The organism is Saccharothrix carnea (assembly GCF_003014735.1).
GTDB classification, from domain to species: Bacteria; Actinomycetota; Actinomycetes; order Mycobacteriales; family Pseudonocardiaceae; genus Actinosynnema; species Actinosynnema carneum.
On record NZ_PYAX01000007.1, the window covers coordinates 24,389 to 39,701 of the forward strand.

At 71.8% G+C, this 15,313-nt stretch carries 15 protein-coding genes; 11 read left to right on the forward strand and 4 right to left on the reverse strand.

Annotated features, from left to right (window positions below):
• The first annotated feature begins 63 nt into the window (after positions 1-63).
• Genes B0I31_RS21095 through B0I31_RS21115 form a run of 5 tightly spaced genes read left to right on the forward strand, consistent with a single transcriptional unit; the run spans position 64 to position 5,606 of the window.
• Positions 64-606 (forward strand): (2Fe-2S)-binding protein, encoded by a 543-nt coding sequence (locus B0I31_RS21095; protein WP_106617104.1) that lies wholly within the window; start codon positions 64-66, stop codon positions 604-606.
• Positions 603-3,035: a xanthine dehydrogenase family protein molybdopterin-binding subunit gene (locus B0I31_RS21100; protein ID WP_106617105.1), complete on the forward strand. Its 2,433-nt coding sequence runs from the start codon at positions 603-605 to the stop codon at positions 3,033-3,035. The genes B0I31_RS21095 and B0I31_RS21100 overlap by 4 nt, the downstream gene beginning before the upstream one ends.
• Positions 3,032-3,886: an FAD binding domain-containing protein gene (locus B0I31_RS21105; protein ID WP_106617106.1), complete on the forward strand. Its 855-nt coding sequence runs from the start codon at positions 3,032-3,034 to the stop codon at positions 3,884-3,886. The genes B0I31_RS21100 and B0I31_RS21105 overlap by 4 nt, the downstream gene beginning before the upstream one ends.
• The gene (locus tag B0I31_RS21110; RefSeq protein ID WP_106617107.1) at positions 3,883-4,509 is read left to right on the forward strand and encodes an SRPBCC family protein; all 627 of its coding nucleotides are present in this window, start codon (positions 3,883-3,885) and stop codon (positions 4,507-4,509) included. Before B0I31_RS21105 ends, B0I31_RS21110 begins: the two co-directional genes overlap by 4 nt.
• Positions 4,506-5,606 carry a CapA family protein gene (locus B0I31_RS21115; RefSeq protein WP_106617108.1) on the forward strand — a complete coding sequence of 367 codons (1,101 nt, stop codon included), beginning with the start codon at positions 4,506-4,508 and terminating at the stop codon, positions 5,604-5,606. The genes B0I31_RS21110 and B0I31_RS21115 overlap by 4 nt, the downstream gene beginning before the upstream one ends.
• A 25-nt stretch (positions 5,607-5,631) precedes the next feature.
• Here the strand turns inward: B0I31_RS21115 and B0I31_RS21120 are convergent, their stop codons facing one another.
• The gene (locus B0I31_RS21120) at positions 5,632-6,873 is read right to left on the reverse strand and encodes a hypothetical protein (protein ID WP_106617109.1); all 1,242 of its coding nucleotides are present in this window, start codon (positions 6,871-6,873) and stop codon (positions 5,632-5,634) included.
• 119 nt (positions 6,874-6,992) lie between these two features.
• Here B0I31_RS21120 and B0I31_RS21125 point away from each other — a divergent pair, with 119 nt between their 5' ends.
• Together B0I31_RS21125 and B0I31_RS21130 are read left to right on the forward strand one after the other, a co-directional pair.
• On the forward strand, positions 6,993-7,880 hold the full coding sequence (locus B0I31_RS21125; protein ID WP_106617110.1) for an alpha/beta hydrolase: 888 nt from the start codon (positions 6,993-6,995) through the stop codon (positions 7,878-7,880).
• On the forward strand, positions 7,877-8,782 hold the full coding sequence (locus B0I31_RS21130) for an RNA polymerase subunit sigma-70 (RefSeq protein WP_106617111.1): 906 nt from the start codon (positions 7,877-7,879) through the stop codon (positions 8,780-8,782). The genes B0I31_RS21125 and B0I31_RS21130 overlap by 4 nt, the downstream gene beginning before the upstream one ends.
• On the opposite strand, the gene B0I31_RS21135 is transcribed toward B0I31_RS21130, so the two are convergent.
• Genes B0I31_RS21135 through B0I31_RS21145 form a run of 3 tightly spaced genes read right to left on the reverse strand, consistent with a single transcriptional unit; the run spans position 8,724 to position 11,850 of the window.
• Entirely contained in the window at positions 8,724-9,683 is a 960-nt protein-coding gene (locus B0I31_RS21135; protein WP_106617112.1) for an o-succinylbenzoate synthase, read from the reverse strand. The two genes, B0I31_RS21130 and B0I31_RS21135, sit on opposite strands and share 59 nt — an antisense overlap.
• Positions 9,684-9,692: 9 nt before the next feature.
• On the reverse strand, positions 9,693-10,184 hold the full coding sequence (locus B0I31_RS21140; RefSeq protein ID WP_106617113.1) for a hypothetical protein: 492 nt from the start codon (positions 10,182-10,184) through the stop codon (positions 9,693-9,695).
• Positions 10,185-10,188: 4 nt separating this feature from the next.
• Entirely contained in the window at positions 10,189-11,850 is a 1,662-nt protein-coding gene (locus tag B0I31_RS21145; protein WP_106617114.1) for a DNA repair helicase XPB, read from the reverse strand.
• Positions 11,851-12,060: 210 nt separating this feature from the next.
• Here B0I31_RS21145 and B0I31_RS21150 point away from each other — a divergent pair, with 210 nt between their 5' ends.
• The 4 genes from B0I31_RS21150 to B0I31_RS21165 all read left to right on the forward strand — a co-directional run bounded on the left by B0I31_RS21150 (position 12,061) and on the right by B0I31_RS21165 (position 15,230).
• Positions 12,061-12,678, forward strand: coding sequence for an LppU/SCO3897 family protein (locus B0I31_RS21150; RefSeq protein ID WP_106617115.1), 618 nt, complete (start codon positions 12,061-12,063; stop codon positions 12,676-12,678).
• A 69-nt stretch (positions 12,679-12,747) separates the two neighbouring features.
• The gene (locus tag B0I31_RS21155; RefSeq protein ID WP_106617116.1) at positions 12,748-13,635 is read left to right on the forward strand and encodes an LppU/SCO3897 family protein; all 888 of its coding nucleotides are present in this window, start codon (positions 12,748-12,750) and stop codon (positions 13,633-13,635) included.
• Positions 13,636-13,720: 85 nt separating this feature from the next.
• Positions 13,721-14,188, forward strand: a complete 468-nt coding sequence (locus B0I31_RS21160) for an LppU/SCO3897 family protein (protein ID WP_106617117.1) — start codon at positions 13,721-13,723, stop codon at positions 14,186-14,188.
• A 64-nt stretch (positions 14,189-14,252) separates the two neighbouring features.
• On the forward strand, positions 14,253-15,230 hold the full coding sequence (locus B0I31_RS21165) for an LppU/SCO3897 family protein (protein ID WP_219910751.1): 978 nt from the start codon (positions 14,253-14,255) through the stop codon (positions 15,228-15,230).
• Positions 15,231-15,313: the final 83 nt, after the last annotated feature.

Sequence of the window (15,313 nt, forward strand, 5' to 3'; positions counted from 1 at the left end):
TTGACGAGGCAACGAAGAGCAGTCTCGGCTGTGACCCCCATCACCACCACACTTGGAGGGTTCATGCGGATATCGGTCACCGTCGACGGGGTGGAGTACCGCGACGACGTCGAACCACGCACGCTGCTGGTCCACTACCTGCGCGAACGACTCGGCAAGACGGGCACGGTCGTGGGCTGTGACACCAGCAACTGCGGCGCGTGCACGGTCCACCTCGACGGCCACAGCGTGAAGTCGTGCGCCGTGCTCGCGGTCCAGGCGAACGACCGCGAGGTCACCACGATCGAGGGAATCGCCCGCGACGGGCAGCTGCACCCCGTCCAGGAAGCGTTCCACCAGAACCACGCGTTGCAGTGCGGGTTCTGCACCCCCGGCATGATCATGCAGGCCATCGACCTGCTCGCGGACAACCCCGACCCCGACGAGGACGAGGTGCGGCACGGCCTGGAGGGCAACCTCTGCCGCTGCACCGGCTACCAGAACATCGTGCGCGCGGTCCGTGACGCGGCGCAGAAGATGAGCCCCGGCTCCGGCCCCGAAGCGGAGCGCGTGGACGAGACGGCCGTGGTCGACCGCGCACCCATGCACGCCGGGGGTGGCGAATGACCGCCACCGCCGAACCCGAGGTCGGTAAGGCCCGAAGGCGCAAGGAGGACGCCCGGCTGATCACCGGCGCCACCCGGTGGACCGACAACCTGCAGCTCACCGGCATGCTGCACATGGCGGTGCTGCGCAGCCCGGTCGCGCACGCCCGGATCACCTCGATCGACGTCACCGAGGCCGTGAAGATGCCCGGCGTGCTGGTCGCGCTCACCGGCCAGGACCTGGCCGCCGAGCAGGGCAGCCTGCCGTGCGCGTGGCCGATCACCGAGGACATGCTCGCGCCGCCCGCGCCGTCGCTGGCCGTCGACCAGGTCAACTTCGCCGGCGAGGCCGTCGCCCTGGTGGTGGCCCGCAGCGCGGCCGAGGCGCACGACGCGCTGGCCGCGATCGACGTGGACTACGAGGACCTGCCGGTCGTGCTCGACCTCGACCGCGCGGTCGAGGACGACGCCGACCTCGTCCACCCCGACCTGGGCACGAACAAGAGCGCCACCTGGGTGTTCGACTCCGCCGAGGCGGGCACCGGGTCCGACGTCGACCAGGCGATCGCCGACGCCGAAGTGGTAGTCGAGCGCACGTTCCGCCAGCAGCGGCTGATCCCGGCGTTCATGGAACCCCGTTCGGTCGTGGTCGACCCGTCACCCGGCTCGGTGACGATGTGGTCGTCCACGCAGGTGCCGCACATCCTGCGGTGGATGCTGTCGGCCGTGCTCGGCATCCCGGAGCAGCAGATCCGGGTGATCGCGCCGGACGTCGGCGGCGGCTTCGGCGGCAAGCTCCAGGTCACGCCCGAAGAGGTGCTGACCCTGCTGGTGGCGCGCCGGCTCGGCAAGCCGGTCAAGTGGACCGAGTCGCGCACCGAGTCGATGCTGTCCGCCCACCACGGCCGCGACCAGGTGCAGCGCATCACGATCTCGGCCCGCCGCGACGGCACGGTCACCGGCCTGAAGGTGGACCTGCTCGCCGACATGGGCGCCTACCTGCGGCTGGTGTCACCGGGCGTGCCGATCCTGGGCGCGTTCATGTTCAACGCCATCTACAAGTTCCCGGCCTACCGCTTCACCTGCACGAACGTGTTCACCAACAAGGTGCCCACCGACGCGTACCGCGGCGCGGGCAGGCCGGAGGCCACGTTCGCGATCGAGCGGATCATGGACGAGCTGGCCGCCGAGCTGGGCGTCGACCCGCTGGAGTTGCGCGAGCAGAACTGGATCAGGCACGAGGAGTTCCCGTTCACCACGGTCGCCGGCCTCACCTACGACTCCGGCAACTACGAGGCCGCCACCGCCCGCGCCAAGGAGCTGTTCGGCTACGACGCGCTGCGCGCCGAGCAGGTCGAACGCCGCGCCAACGGCGACCCGGTGCAGCTCGGCGTCGGGATCTCCACCTACACCGAGATGTGCGGGCTCGCGCCGTCCCGCGTGCTCGGCGCCCTCCGGTACGCGGCGGGCGGCTGGGAGCACGCGGCGATCCGGATGCTGCCCACCGGCAAGGTCGAGCTGATCACCGGCACGTCGCCGCACGGCCAGGGGCACGTGACGGCGTGGAGCCAGATCGTGGCCGACCGGCTCGGCGTGGCGTTCGAGGACGTCGAGGTGCTGCACGGCGACACCCGCGTCTCGCACCGCGGCATGGACAGCTACGGCTCCCGGTCGCTGGCCGTGGGCGGCGTGGCGGTGGTGCTGGCCGCGGACAAGGTGCTGGCCAAGGCCCGCACGGTCGCCGCGCACCTGATGGAGGTCGCCGAGGACGACGTCGAGTTCACCGCCGGCACGTTCTCCGTGCGCGGCACGTCCACGACCATGGCACTGGGCGACGTGGTGGTCGCCGCGCACGTCGCGCACAACCTGCCGGACGGTGTCGAGCCCGGCCTGGACGCCGAGGCCACGTTCGACCCGGAGAACTTCTCCTACCCGCACGGCACGCACCTGTGCGCGACCGAGGTCGACACGGAGACCGGCGCGGTGAAGATCCGCTCGTACGTGTGCGTGGACGACGTCGGCAAGGTGGTCAACCCGCTGATCGTGGAGGGCCAGGTGCACGGCGGCCTGGCGCAGGGCATCGCGCAGGCCCTCTACGAGGAGGCGGTGCACGACGAGTACGGCACGCTCACCACGGCCACCCTCGCCGACTACCTGCTGCCGTCCGCGGTCGACCTGCCGCACTTCACCACCGACCGCACCGAGACGCCCGCGACCAGCAACCCGCTGGGCGTGAAGGGCGTCGGCGAGGCGGGCACGATCGCGTCCACGCCCGCCGTGGTCAACTCGATCGTCGACGCGGTGCGGCACATGGGCGTCTCCGAGGTCGAGATGCCGTGCACCCCGATGCGGGTGTGGAAGGCGATCCACGGCCGCGGTGACGGCGTGCCGACCACTCCCGGAGCCGGCGGCGGCCTCGGCAGCATCGACGCCCGAGGGGGTGCGGAATGATCCCGGCCGCGTTCGACTACGTCGCGCCCACCACCGTGGACGAGGCGGTGCGCGCCCTGGCCGCGGGCGGCGAGGACGCCAAGGCGATGGCCGGCGGGCAGAGCCTCATCCCGGTGCTGCGGATGCGGCTGGCCGTGCCGACCCTGGTGGTCGACCTGTCCGGGCTGACCGAGCTGACCGGCGTGCACGATGACGGCGACTCGCTCCGCATCGGGGCCATGACCACGCACTACGAGGTGCAACGGGACCCGTTGGTGCGCGAGCACGCCCGGCTGCTGTGCCTGGCCACGGACACCGTCGCCGACCCGCAGGTGCGGCACCGCGGCACGTTCGGCGGCTCGCTCGCCCACGCCGACCCGGCCGGGGACCTGCTCGCACCGGCGTTGGCGCTGGACGCGGTGATGGTGTGCGCCGGGCCGAACGGCACGCGGGAAGTGCCGGCGGCGCGGTTCTTCGTCGACTACTTCACCACCGCGCTGGCGCCCGACGAGCTGCTCACCCACGTCAAGGTGCCCAAGCTGACCGGGTGGGGCGCGCACTACGAGAAGTTCAACCGGGTCGCGCAGGCGTGGTCGATCGTCGCGGTGGCCGCCGCGGTGCGCGTGTCCGAGGGGAAGATCGCCGACGCCCGCGTCGGCCTGACCAACATGGGCCCGACCCCCGTCCGGGCCCGTGGCGTGGAGGAAGCGCTGGTCGGGCAGCCCGCGACGGCCGAGGCGATCACGTCGGCGGCCACCCGTGCCGCCGAGGGCGCCGATCCGCCCAGCGACGGCAACGCCGACGCCGAGTACCGGTCGCACCTGGCCCGCGTGCTCACCGAACGGGCGGTGACGGCCGCGGTGAGCGCATGAAGCTCGAACACCGGTTCACCGTCCCCGCGCCCGTGCCGGACGTGTGGGCCGCGCTGCTCGACCCGGAGAAGGTGGCGCCGTGCATGCCGGGCGCCACCCTCACCGGGGTCGAGGGGCAGCGGTTCACCGGCACGGTCAAGGTCAAGCTCGGGCCGGTGACCTTGCTCTACAAGGGCACCGGCGAGTTCACGTCCGTCGACGAACGGGTGCACGCCGCCGTGCTCAAGGCGTCCGGCAAGGACACCCGCGGCAACGGCACCGCGTCCGCGACCGTGTCGGTGGCGCTGACCGCGGCCGCCGACGCCACCGAGGTGTCGGTGGTCACCGACCTGAACATCACCGGCCGTCCCGCCCAGCTCGGCCGGGGCCTGATCGGCGAGGTCAGCGGCCGGATCATCGACGAGTTCGCGGAATGCCTGGCGACGCGGCTCGCGCCGGCGGAAGCTGAGGAGGTGACTTCTCCGGAGACCACCGCCAGGCCGCACCTGCGCGCCGTGCCCGACGAGCCGCTCGACCTGCTCGACACGGCGGGCACGCCCGTGCTCAAGCGGGTGCTGCCGGCGGCGGCCGGGCTGCTGGTGGTGGCGCTGCTGGTGCGCAGGTTCCGCGGGCGGCACCGCTGAACGCGCGCGGCAGGCGATCGGTCCTCGGGCTGGTCGCCTGCTTGTGCGTGCTGGTGGGGTGCACCGGGTCGCCGGTCGTGATCACGACCCCGCGGACACCCGCGTCGACCACCTCCTCGGCCGCACCCGAGCCGCCGTCGTTCACGCTGGCCGCGGGCGGCGACATCCTGATCCACCCGGCGCTGACCGAGCAGGCCGACGCCGATGGCGCGCGCAACTTCGTGCCGCTGCTGGAAGGCCTGCGCGAGGCGATCGCCGCCGACGTGTCGATCTGCCACCTGGAGACGCCGCTGTCCGCGCCCGGCGCCCCGACCTACGGCTACCCGGCGTTCAGCGCGCCGCCCGAGGTCGCGTCGGCGTTGAAGGAGATCGGCTACGACAGCTGCTCCACCTCGTCCAACCACACCCTCGACCGGGGCGCGCCGGCGATCAGGACGACGCTCGACGTGATGGACGCGGCCGGGCTCAAGCACACCGGCTCGTTCCGCACGCCCGAGGAGTCCGCGACACCGCTGCTGCTGGACGTGCGCGGGGTGAAGGTCGGGCACATCGCGTTCACGTACGGGTTCAACGGCATCCCCCTGCCCCAGCCGTGGATGGCGAACCAGCTGTCCACCGAGGGCGTGCTGACGGCGGCCCGTGCGGCGAAGGCGGCCGGTGCCGAGGTCGTGGTGGCGAGCCTGCACTGGGGCAACGAGTACCAGCACGAGGCGACGCCGCAGCAGAAGGAGATGGCGCGGGCCGTGCTGGCGGACCCGGCGGTCGACCTGATCATCGGCACCCACGTGCACGCCGTGCAACCGATCGAGCAGGTCAACGGCAAGTGGGTCGTCTACGGCATGGGCAACGAGGTGGCCCGCCACTCCGAGCCGCGCGGCATCACCGAGGAGGGCATCGTCACCCGCTTCAAGTTCGTGAAGGGGCCCTCGGGCTGGACCGTGGCGGAGGCGTCCTACGTGCCGACGCTGGTCGAGTTCGGCCCGCCGATCCGCGTGGTCGACCTGACCCGCGTCCCCGCGAATCCCCGCCGCACCGAAGCCCTCGACCGCACGGACGGCGTCGTCCGCAGCCTCGGCGCGGCCATCACCCACCCCTGAGGCGGGGTGGGCGACGGCCGTCCGGTCACGTCAGCTCGCCGCTGTCCTTGGCCACCAGCCGCACCCACGTCCGGATGAACGCGCGCGGCGTCCCGACGTTGGCCGCGCGCACCTTCCGCAACGCCTCCTGGTGCTCGTCCAGGCTGTTGGAGCGCTCGCGGTTCGACAGGCCGGCGGGTGTCTCGAGGATCTCCTCGCTGCCGGGCAGGTTCGGGTCGGGGGAGTTCGCGATGGCGTACTTCCCGGTGATCCGCCACGTCATGCGGCTGCGGGTGTCCGCGTCCTGGTCGTACCGGGTCTTGCCGCCGTCGCCCTGGTACACCGCCCGCCACGCCGTCCGTGCGGTGTCGATGTCGCGGACCGGCTGCTTCTGCTCCACCATCCACCGGTGCAGGTGGGTGCCGGGGTCGTCGGCGAAGGACCTGACCAGCTCGGCACCGAGCACGGCCACCTGCAACTCCTGGTCGACGAACCCGAAGTCGCCGGCGAGGGTGGCGTTCAGCTTCGGGTAGGCCCGCCGTGCGGCCTCGGCGGTGAACTTGACCCGCCGCCTCTCAGCCGGCGTGGAGTGCCACACCAGGTCGTCCACCCACGAGACGTAGGTGTACTGCTTGTGGGCCACTCCGCCGGGCACCGCGCCGGTGTCCTTGCCGCGCAGGGCCACCCGGGCGAGGCCCAGGTCCTTGAGGTAGCCCGCGGGCAGGTGGTCCCGCTGCCACTGCGCCCGCTTGGCGCTCGGCTCCTCGAGGTCGGCGAACCACTCGGTCGCCTCCATCGGCTGCGTGTTGGCGAAGATCAGGTTCGCGAACACGTTGATGCCCGCGGTGTCCTTGTGGAACTCCGGGCGGTCGTTGGCGCCCGACCGGTCCGGGTAGTAGTTCACCTCGACGGCGACGACGTAGTCCCCGGACCGGAACCAGTCCTGCTGCTCCAGGTAGGTCCACTGCCCGTTGCGGCGCATGAACTTCTCCAGCAGCTCGACCACGATCGTCGAGACGCCGGTGAACTTCGTGCCGAGGAACCCTTCCTTTAATCGGGTGGGCTTCCCGTACGCGTAGTACGCCGTGCACAGGTCGGCGGTGTAGGACGGGCGCGTGGTGCCGTCCATCTGCGCGAGGAAGCTCTCGAAGCTCCTTCTCAGGCCCTCCGAGAGTCTGGCCCAGGTCTGCACGGTGTCGGCGTCCAGCAGGTCGGCCAGCCCGCCGGTGTCCATCAGCAGGGACTGCAACGTTCGCGTGGTGCCGCCGTGGGCGGAGTCGACGGACATGGGTGTGCCTCCAAGGCGCGAGGTGGTTGACGGTCCAGCCTAAGTCAGCATCCGACCGATTCCTTTCGGTCTGCCCGCAGGTCTGCACTCCCGGACACCACGATCGAGGAGGCAGGGCGATGGCGAGCGAGCAGTCGGCGGCGGTGCGGGCGATGTACGAGCGGTGGACGGTCGACCGGCTCAACGGGCGGCCGATGGACCCGGAGAGCTGGGGTGACCTGACCGCCGAGCCGCGCGGGGTCGACTACGTCGAGACCGACGAGCCGGGCACGCCCGCGATGTGGCTGCTGCCGCACGGCGCCGCGGCCGACCGCGTGCTGATGTGCGTGCACGGCGGCGGTTACGTGGCCGGCTCGATGTACACGCACCGCAAGCTCTACGGGCACCTCGCCAAGGCTGTTGGCGCGCGGGCGCTGCTGTTCCGGTACCCGTTCGCGCCCGAGCACGTCCACCCGGCGCAGGTCGACGCGGTCACCGACGTCTACCGGTGGCTGCTGGGGTCGTTCGAGGCACGCCACATCGCCTTCGCGGGTGACTCGGCGGGCGGCGGCCTGACCATCACCACCCAGCTCAACGCCCGCGCCGCCGGCCTGCCCGTGCCCGCGGCCGTGATGGCGATCTCGCCGTGGGTCGACCTGGAGCTGACGGGGCGGACGTGGTCGACCAACGCGGAGACCGACGGCTACTTCTACCGCGATTTCGTCGACGGCCTGGTGGAGCTCTACCTCGGCCCGGACGGTTCCCGGCGCGACCCGCTGGCCAACCCGCTGCACGCCGACCTGACCGGTCTCGCGCCGCTGTTCGTGCAGGTCGGGTCGCACGAGACACTGCTCGACGACAGCGGGATGCTGGTCGACCGGCTGAAGAACGCGGGGGTCGAGGTGCGGTTGGACGTGTTCGAGGAGCAGGTGCACACCTTCCAGATGGCCGCCGGGCGCGCGCCGGAGGCCGATGACGCGATCGCCCGGTTCGCGTCGTGGGCGCGGCCGAGGCTGGGGCTGGTGTGACGTCGTTCGAGCAGGCCACCGAGCCGTTCCGGCGGGAACTGCTGGCCCACTGCTACCGGATGCTCGGGTCGCGGCACGAGGCCGAGGACGTGGTGCAGGAGACGTACCTGCGCGCGTGGCGGTCGTTCGACGGCTTCGAGGGCCGGTCGTCGGTGCGGGTCTGGCTGTACCGGATCGCCACGAACGCCTGCCTGAACGCGTTGCGGGGCCGCCGTCGCCGCGAACTGCCGTCAACCCTGGACGCGACGGCGGCCGACGTCGAGTGGCTGGAGCCGCTGCCGGACGCGCTGGTCACCCCGGAGTCCGACGACCCGGCCGCCGTGGTGACCTCCCGCCACGACCTGCGCCTGGCGCTGATCGCGGGCCTGCAACACCTGCCGCCGCGCCAGCGGGCCGTGCTGATCCTGCGGGAGGTGCTGGCCATCCCGGCCACCGAGGTCGCGCGGATGCTGGACACGACCGTGGCCTCGGTGAAGAGCGCCCTGCAACGGGCCCGCGCCACCCTGGACGAAGTCGCGCCGACCGCGGACGACCTGGTCGAACCGACGTCACCGCGGGCACGGGCGTTGCTGTCGGAGTACATCGCGGGCTTCGAGAACTCGGACCTGTCGGCCCTGGAACGCGCGCTCCGCGCCGACGCGTCACTCGAAGTCGCCGGCTCATCGACCTGGTTCGCCGGCCGCGCCACCTGCCTGACCTTCCTGGCCACCGTCATCGGCACCCCGGGCGACTGGCGAATGCACCCCACCACCGCCAACGACCACCCGGCCACCTACACCTACCACCAGGGCAAACCCTGGGGCATGGCCGTCCTCACCACCACCACTACCGGCATCGCCCGCCTCACGGTCTTCCCCGACCCGACGCTCGTGCCACCTCCCGGACCCGGTCGAGGCGGGTGAGCCAGCGGGTGGTGGTGGACGGGTCGGCGGCGAAGTCGGTGAAGCGGTCGGGGTTCGGGGCGTGGGTGGGGACGGGGAGGTGGCCGTTGACCGGGACGAGGGAGTCGGTGGTCACGTCGCCGGTCAGCAGGGGCAGGGTGCCCAGGCCGCAGGCGAAGTCCAGCTCGGGCAGGGCGGCGGCCAGTGCCAGGCCGGCGGCCATGCCGACCGAGGTCTCCACCGCCGACGACACCACGCACGGCAGGCCGCACGCCTCCGCCACGGCCAACGCCCGGCGCACACCGCCCAGCGGCGCGACCTTGATCACCGCCACGTCGGCGGCACCGGCCACCGCCACCTTCAACGGGTCCTCGGCCCGCCGGATCGACTCGTCGGCCGCGATCCGCACGTCGACCCGCCGCCGCACCGCCGCCAGCTCCTCGATCGACGGGCACGGCTGCTCGACGTACTCCAAGCCCCGAGCCGCACGGTCCAGCTCGCGGATCGCGGCGACCGCCGTGTCGACGTCCCACGCCATGTTCGCGTCGACCCGGATCGCGCCCGACTGCCCGAGCGCGTCACGCACCGCCTCGACACGCGCCAGGTCGTCGGCCGGCGGTGTGCCGGGATCGGCCACCTTCACCTTCGCCGTCGAGCAGCCCGAACGGGCGACGATCTCGTGCGCGCGTTCCGGCGAGACGACGGGAACCGTGCAGTTGACCGGGATCTCGGAACGGACCGGCGCGGGCCAGCCCTGCTCGGCCGCCTCCAGCGCGCACGCCAACCAGGGCGCGCACTCCTCGTCGGAGTAGTCGAGGAACGCGCAGAACTCACCCCACCCGGCGGACCCTTCCAGCAGCACGCCCTCGCGCACCGTGATGCCGCGGAACCGGTTGCGCATCGGGATCGAGTAGACCAGCACCGGACGAGCTTAGAGCGGGTCCAGGGCGGCGACCCGGCGCAGTGCGGTGCCGGTCAGCTCCGGGTCCAGCTCCTCCACGACGATCCGCAACGCGTCCTCGAACTGGTCCAGGCGACGGTCCAGTTCGGCCAGCTCACGGGTCGGCTCGGCGATCGCGGCGGCCAGGCCGGGCCGGTTCTCGGTGCGCGCCAACGCCTCCCGCAGCGGTTGGCTGTCCCGCAACGCCACCAACGCCCGCCACAGCAGCCGCTCGACCTGCGCGACGCGGCGCGGGTCCAGGTCGCGCAGTGCGTCGAAGTGCGCGCACCACCGGCCCGCGCGGCGGCGTTGCGCGGGATCGGCGAACTGCTCGCAGTGCACCACGTCCCGCGCCCCGGCCGCGAGCACGACGTCCCACTCGGTCACCCGCGTCCAGCGCCGCCTGGCGGCACGGCGGATCGCGTCGACGTCGGCGTCCGGCCGCCACCTCCACCAGCGGGGTAACGGTGCGATCCGGGTCACGGCCTCAGCTCACCTCGGGCAGCTTGGGGCCGAGCAGGTCGTCGGCGTCCACGATCCGGTAGGCGTAACCCTGCTCCGCCAGGAACCGCTGCCGGTGCGCGGCGTAGTCGGTGTCCAAGGTGTCCCGCGACACGACGGAGTAGAAGTGCGCCTGCCGCCCGTCACCCTTGGGCCGCAACAACCGGCCGAGCCGCTGCGCCTCCTCCTGCCGCGACCCGAACGTCCCCGACACCTGCACGGCCACCGACGCCTCGGGCAGGTCGATGGAGAAGTTCGCCACCTTCGACACCACCAACGTCCGCAGCTCACCGCGCCGGAACCGGTCGAACAGGGCCTCGCGCTCCTTGTTCTTCGTCGAACCCTGGATGATCGGCGCGTCCAGCGCCTCGCCCAGCGACTCCAGCTGGTCCAGGTAGGCCCCGATCACCAACGTCGGCTCGCCCGGGTGCTGGTCCAGGATGGCCCGCACCACCGGCAGCTTCGTCCGGGCCGTCGAGCACAGCTTGTAGCGCTCCTCCGGCTCGGCCGTCGCGTACTCCAGCCGTTCGTTGTCGGTCAGCGTCACCCGCACCTCGGTGCACTCGGCGGGCGCGATCCAGCCCTGCGCCTCGATGTCCCGCCACGGCACGTCGTACCGCTTGGGCCCGATGAGCGAGAACACGTCGCCCTCCTGGCCGTCCTCGCGCACCAGCGTCGCGGTCAGGCCGAGCCGACGCCGTGACTGCAGGTCGGCGGTCATCCGGAACACCGGCGCGGGCAGCAGGTGCACCTCGTCGTAGACGATCAGGCCCCAGTCCCGCGAGTCGAACAGCTCCAGGTGCTTGTACTCGCCCTTCGACTTGCGCGTGATCACCTGGTAGGTCGCGATGGTGACCGGCCGGATCTCCTTGCGCTCGCCGGAGTACTCGCCGATCTCGTCCTCGGTCAACGACGTCCGCGCGACCAGCTCGCGCTTCCACTGCCTGCCCGCGACGGTGTTCGTGACCAGGATCAACGTCGTCGCGCCCGCCTCGGCCATCGCCGCCGCGCCGACCAGCGTCTTGCCCGCCCCGCACGGCAGCACGACCACGCCCGAGCCGCCCGCCCAGAACGCCTGCGCGGCCCGCCGCTGGTAGTCGCGCAGCTCCCAGCCGTCCTCGACCAGTTCGATCGGGTGCGCCTCGCCGTCGACGTACCCGGCCAGGTCCTCGGCCGGCCAGCCGATCTTGAGCAGCAGCTGCTTGAGCCGGCCGCGTTCGCTCGGGTGCACGATCACCGTGTCGTCGTCGACCCGCTCGCCGAGCATCGGCTTGACCTTCTTGTGCCGGAGCACCTCCTCCAGCACGGCGCGGTCCAGCGAGTTCAGCACCAGGCCGTGCGCGGGGTGGTTGGCCAGCTGGAGCCGGCCGAACCGACCCATCGTGTCGACCACGTCCACCAGCAGCGGCTGCGGCACGGGGTAGCGGGAGAACCGGACCAGCGCGTCGACCACCTGCTCGGCGTCGTGACCCGCGGCACGCGCGTTCCACAGCGCCAGCGGCGTGATGCGGTAGGTGTGGACGTGCTCGGGGGCGCGTTCGAGCTCGGCGAACGGCGCGATGGCGGTGCGCGCGTCGTCCGACAGCGGGTGCTCGACCTCCAGCAGCAGGGTCTTGTCCGACTGGACGATCAAAGGGCCGTCGGTCACGAGTGCGCGCTCCTGTCGCTTGGTGTCCTTCAAGTGTGCATACCGGGCGCAAGTCGGATGCGGACGGTACGCGAACGCATACCCAACGCTTACGGACTCGGTTCGGTAAAGCCGCGTACGCCCGTGTGACGCAGTCGATAGCGTCCCTCCGCCCCACCGCGCCGCTCGGCGTGGGATTCGGGGCCTCCCCGGATGGAACGAAGGTCCTTCATGAGCACGGACATGCCCGCGTCCGCACCGCAGTACCAGGGCGGCCCGCAGCACGGCGCCCCGCAGTACCAGAACGCCCCGCAGCCGCAGCAGATTCCGCCGGCGCCGAAGAAGAAGGGCATCGTCGCCCGGATCCTCACGGCGATCATCGGTCTCGCGGTGGCCGCTGTGGTGGTCTACGGCATCAACTACTTCACCAGCGACGCGGCCCAGTCCAAGGCCGGCGAGTGCGCCAGCGTGACCGGCACCAGCAGCAAGCCGGAGTTCAAGAACGTCGACTGCGGCTCGGCCGAGGCGAACTACACCATCGGAAAGGTGCTCGGCTCCACCACCGAGGCCTGCCCCGGTGAGTACTACGACGAGTACACCGAGACCGCCCGTCGTGGCCCGGACTCGAAGCTCTGCCTGGTGCCGAACCTGGTCGAGGGCCAGTGCTACGACGTGGAGGGCGGGACCCAGATGGGGTACCCGGCCGTCGACTGCGGCAAGTCCGGCGTGCTGAAGCTGACCAAGCTGGTCAAGGGCAGCGTGGACGAGACGGCCTGCGGCGACGCCACGCCGCTGACCTACGCCGAGCCGAAGACGACCTTCTGCTTCGCGCCGGCCGAGGAAGCCTGATCCACCTCGCGGGTGCGCGTGGCGTTACCTTCTGGGACGTCACGCGCACCCCGGCCAGCGAGGATGATCATGAGCAACGAGCCGAGTCGACCCGACGACGACGTGCCGACCGGGGCCGCCGGTGATCCCGCCGCCCGTCCCGCCGCCCGTCCCGCCGTGCCGCCCGCCGACGCCGACCGCATCGCGGCCTCGCGGGACGCCGCCCAGTCGGCCGGGGAGCAGCGGCTCTCGACCCCCGCCTCGACGGGGCTCGGCTCCGGCTCCACCGAACCGGGGGACAACACCACCCCCGAGCCCGGCGAGGGCGCGCGTGAACGCGCGGTGGAGGGCAACGAGCCCGTGACGCCCGCCGGCCCGACCGCCGTGACCGGTGCCCGCCCGGCGCCCGCCGCCGACCCCGTGGCCTCCGCCGAACCGGCCTCCCACGCACCCGCCGCGAACGAGACCCGCGGTTCCGGCGGCAACGGCCGGAAGGTCCTGATCGCCCTGCTGGTCCTGCTGCTGATCGCCATCGTCGCGTTCGGCGTGTACTTCCTCACCAGGGGCTCCGCGAACGCCGAGGTCGGCGACTGCGTCAGCGTGACCGCCGAGAACGACAACCGCGCCGACGTCGAGACCCTCGACTGCTCCGCCGACAAGGCGTCGTACAAGGTGGGCAAGGTCCTGGAGACGACCGACAGCACCTGCTCCGAGGACGGCATCTACACCGAGATCGTCCCGGCCGGCGGTGTCGGCGACGGGTACCGGCTGTGCCTGCTGCCCAACATGGTCGAGGGCGCCTGCTACAAGGCCGACGAGGGCAGCGGGTTCGTCAAGACCGATTGCGTGGGCAACGACACGTTCAAGGTGATCAGGGTCATCCAGGACGTCAACGACCTGGAAGCCTGCCCGGACGGCGCGGGCATGGCCTACCCGGAGCCGCCCGTCACGTACTGCCTGGGGCTCCCCGAGATGTGACCGTCCCCACCCGGCGGCCCGCCCGCAGGACACTCGCGGGTGAATTCGCTCAACCCGGCGCGCGGCCGTGCCGATCTCCTGTTCCATGCGGAAGATCGGGTGGGGTGTCGGCGCGGTCGCGGTCGTGGTGGCGGGCGCGTTCGCGGTCACGCTGCTCGGCGGTGAGCCGAAGAGCGCGGGGCCGGGCGTCTGCGCGCACCTCGAACGGGCCGAGCAGGGTGCCGCATACCGGGCGTTGGACTGCCGGTCGCCGCACGCCAACGTGCGCGTGGCCAAGGTGGTGGAAGAGGCTTCGCAGTGCCCCAAGGGCGGTGCGCCGTACACGGTCTTCACCGGCACGGACACGTTGTGCCTGATGCCCAACTTCGTCGAGGGCGCCTGCTACGAGAACGACAAGGCGTCGGGGGTGCGCAAGGCCGACTGCACGGCCGCCAAGGCGGTCCGGGTGGTGAGCATCGACCGCGAGCCGGTGGAGTGCCCGAACGGCCAGCGTGTGACGTACGTCGAGCCCGTTGTCACGTTCTGCCTGGTCCGCGTGTCCGACCTGCCCTGAAATCGCTGCGCCCGCCGGCCGCCCGGGGGTACGTTCCGCTCGCCGATGTCGAGAGGAACGCCAGGTGACCACGCCTCCCAATCCCCACGGTGAGCCGCAGGGCTCCCCACCGCCCCAGCAGCCCGGCTGGGGTCCGCCCTCATCGCCGCAGGGCTTCCCGGCCCACCAGCCCGGCCAGGCGTACCCGCCGCAGGACCCCGGCTACCAGCCGATGCCCGGCTACCCGGGTCAGCCACCCCAGTACGCGCAGCCCGGCTACCCCGGCCAGCCGCCCCAGCCCGACCAACCGGGCCAGGCCCCGTACCCCGGCCAACCGCAGTACCCGGGCCAGACCCAGTACCCCGGTCAGCCGGGGCAGTTCGGTCAGCCCGGTCAATTCGGTCAGCCGGGTCACCCCGGCCAGTACGGTCAGCCGGGTCACCCCGGCCAGCCCGGGCAATTCGGTCAGCCGGGCCAGTTCGGCCAGCCCGGCCAGTTCGGACAGCCGGGTCAGCCGGGTTACCCGCAGCAGTTCCCGCCACCGCCCAAGGGCACGTCCCGCGGCGCGAAAGCGCTGGTCGCCGTGGTCGCGCTGGGCATCGTGGGCGTCGTCGTCGCGGGCATCATCGCCAACCTCACCGGCCCGTCCGGGGCCGAGGCGGGCGACTGCATCAAGGTCATCTCGGCGAGCGTCAGCGACGCCGACGTGGAGAAGGTCGACTGCTCGTCGGCCGAAGCCGCCTTCAAGGTCGCCGCCAACCTCGACAGCAGCGCCGACTCCTGCCCGGACGGCGACTACGCCGAGTACTCGGACAGCGGCGGCCGGCGCAGCAACGGCTTCAAGCTGTGCCTGGTGCTCAACGCTGCCGAGGGCGACTGCTTCAAGGAGGAAGGCTCGATTGTCGCGGGCAAAACCACCAAGGTGGCCTGCGATTCGGGCGGTGCCACCTACAAGGTGGGCAAGGTCGTGACGGGTCGGGCGGACGAGAACGAGTGCGAGAGTGGCGACACCGTAGCCGTTTACTCACAGCCCGCTACGACGATCTGCTTGACCGAAGCCTGATCCGCGACTGCGTCGAGACTCGGTTGACGCAGGATCGGGTTCCCACCGAGGCGGAAATCGAAAAAAGAGGGGCCTTCCCGCAT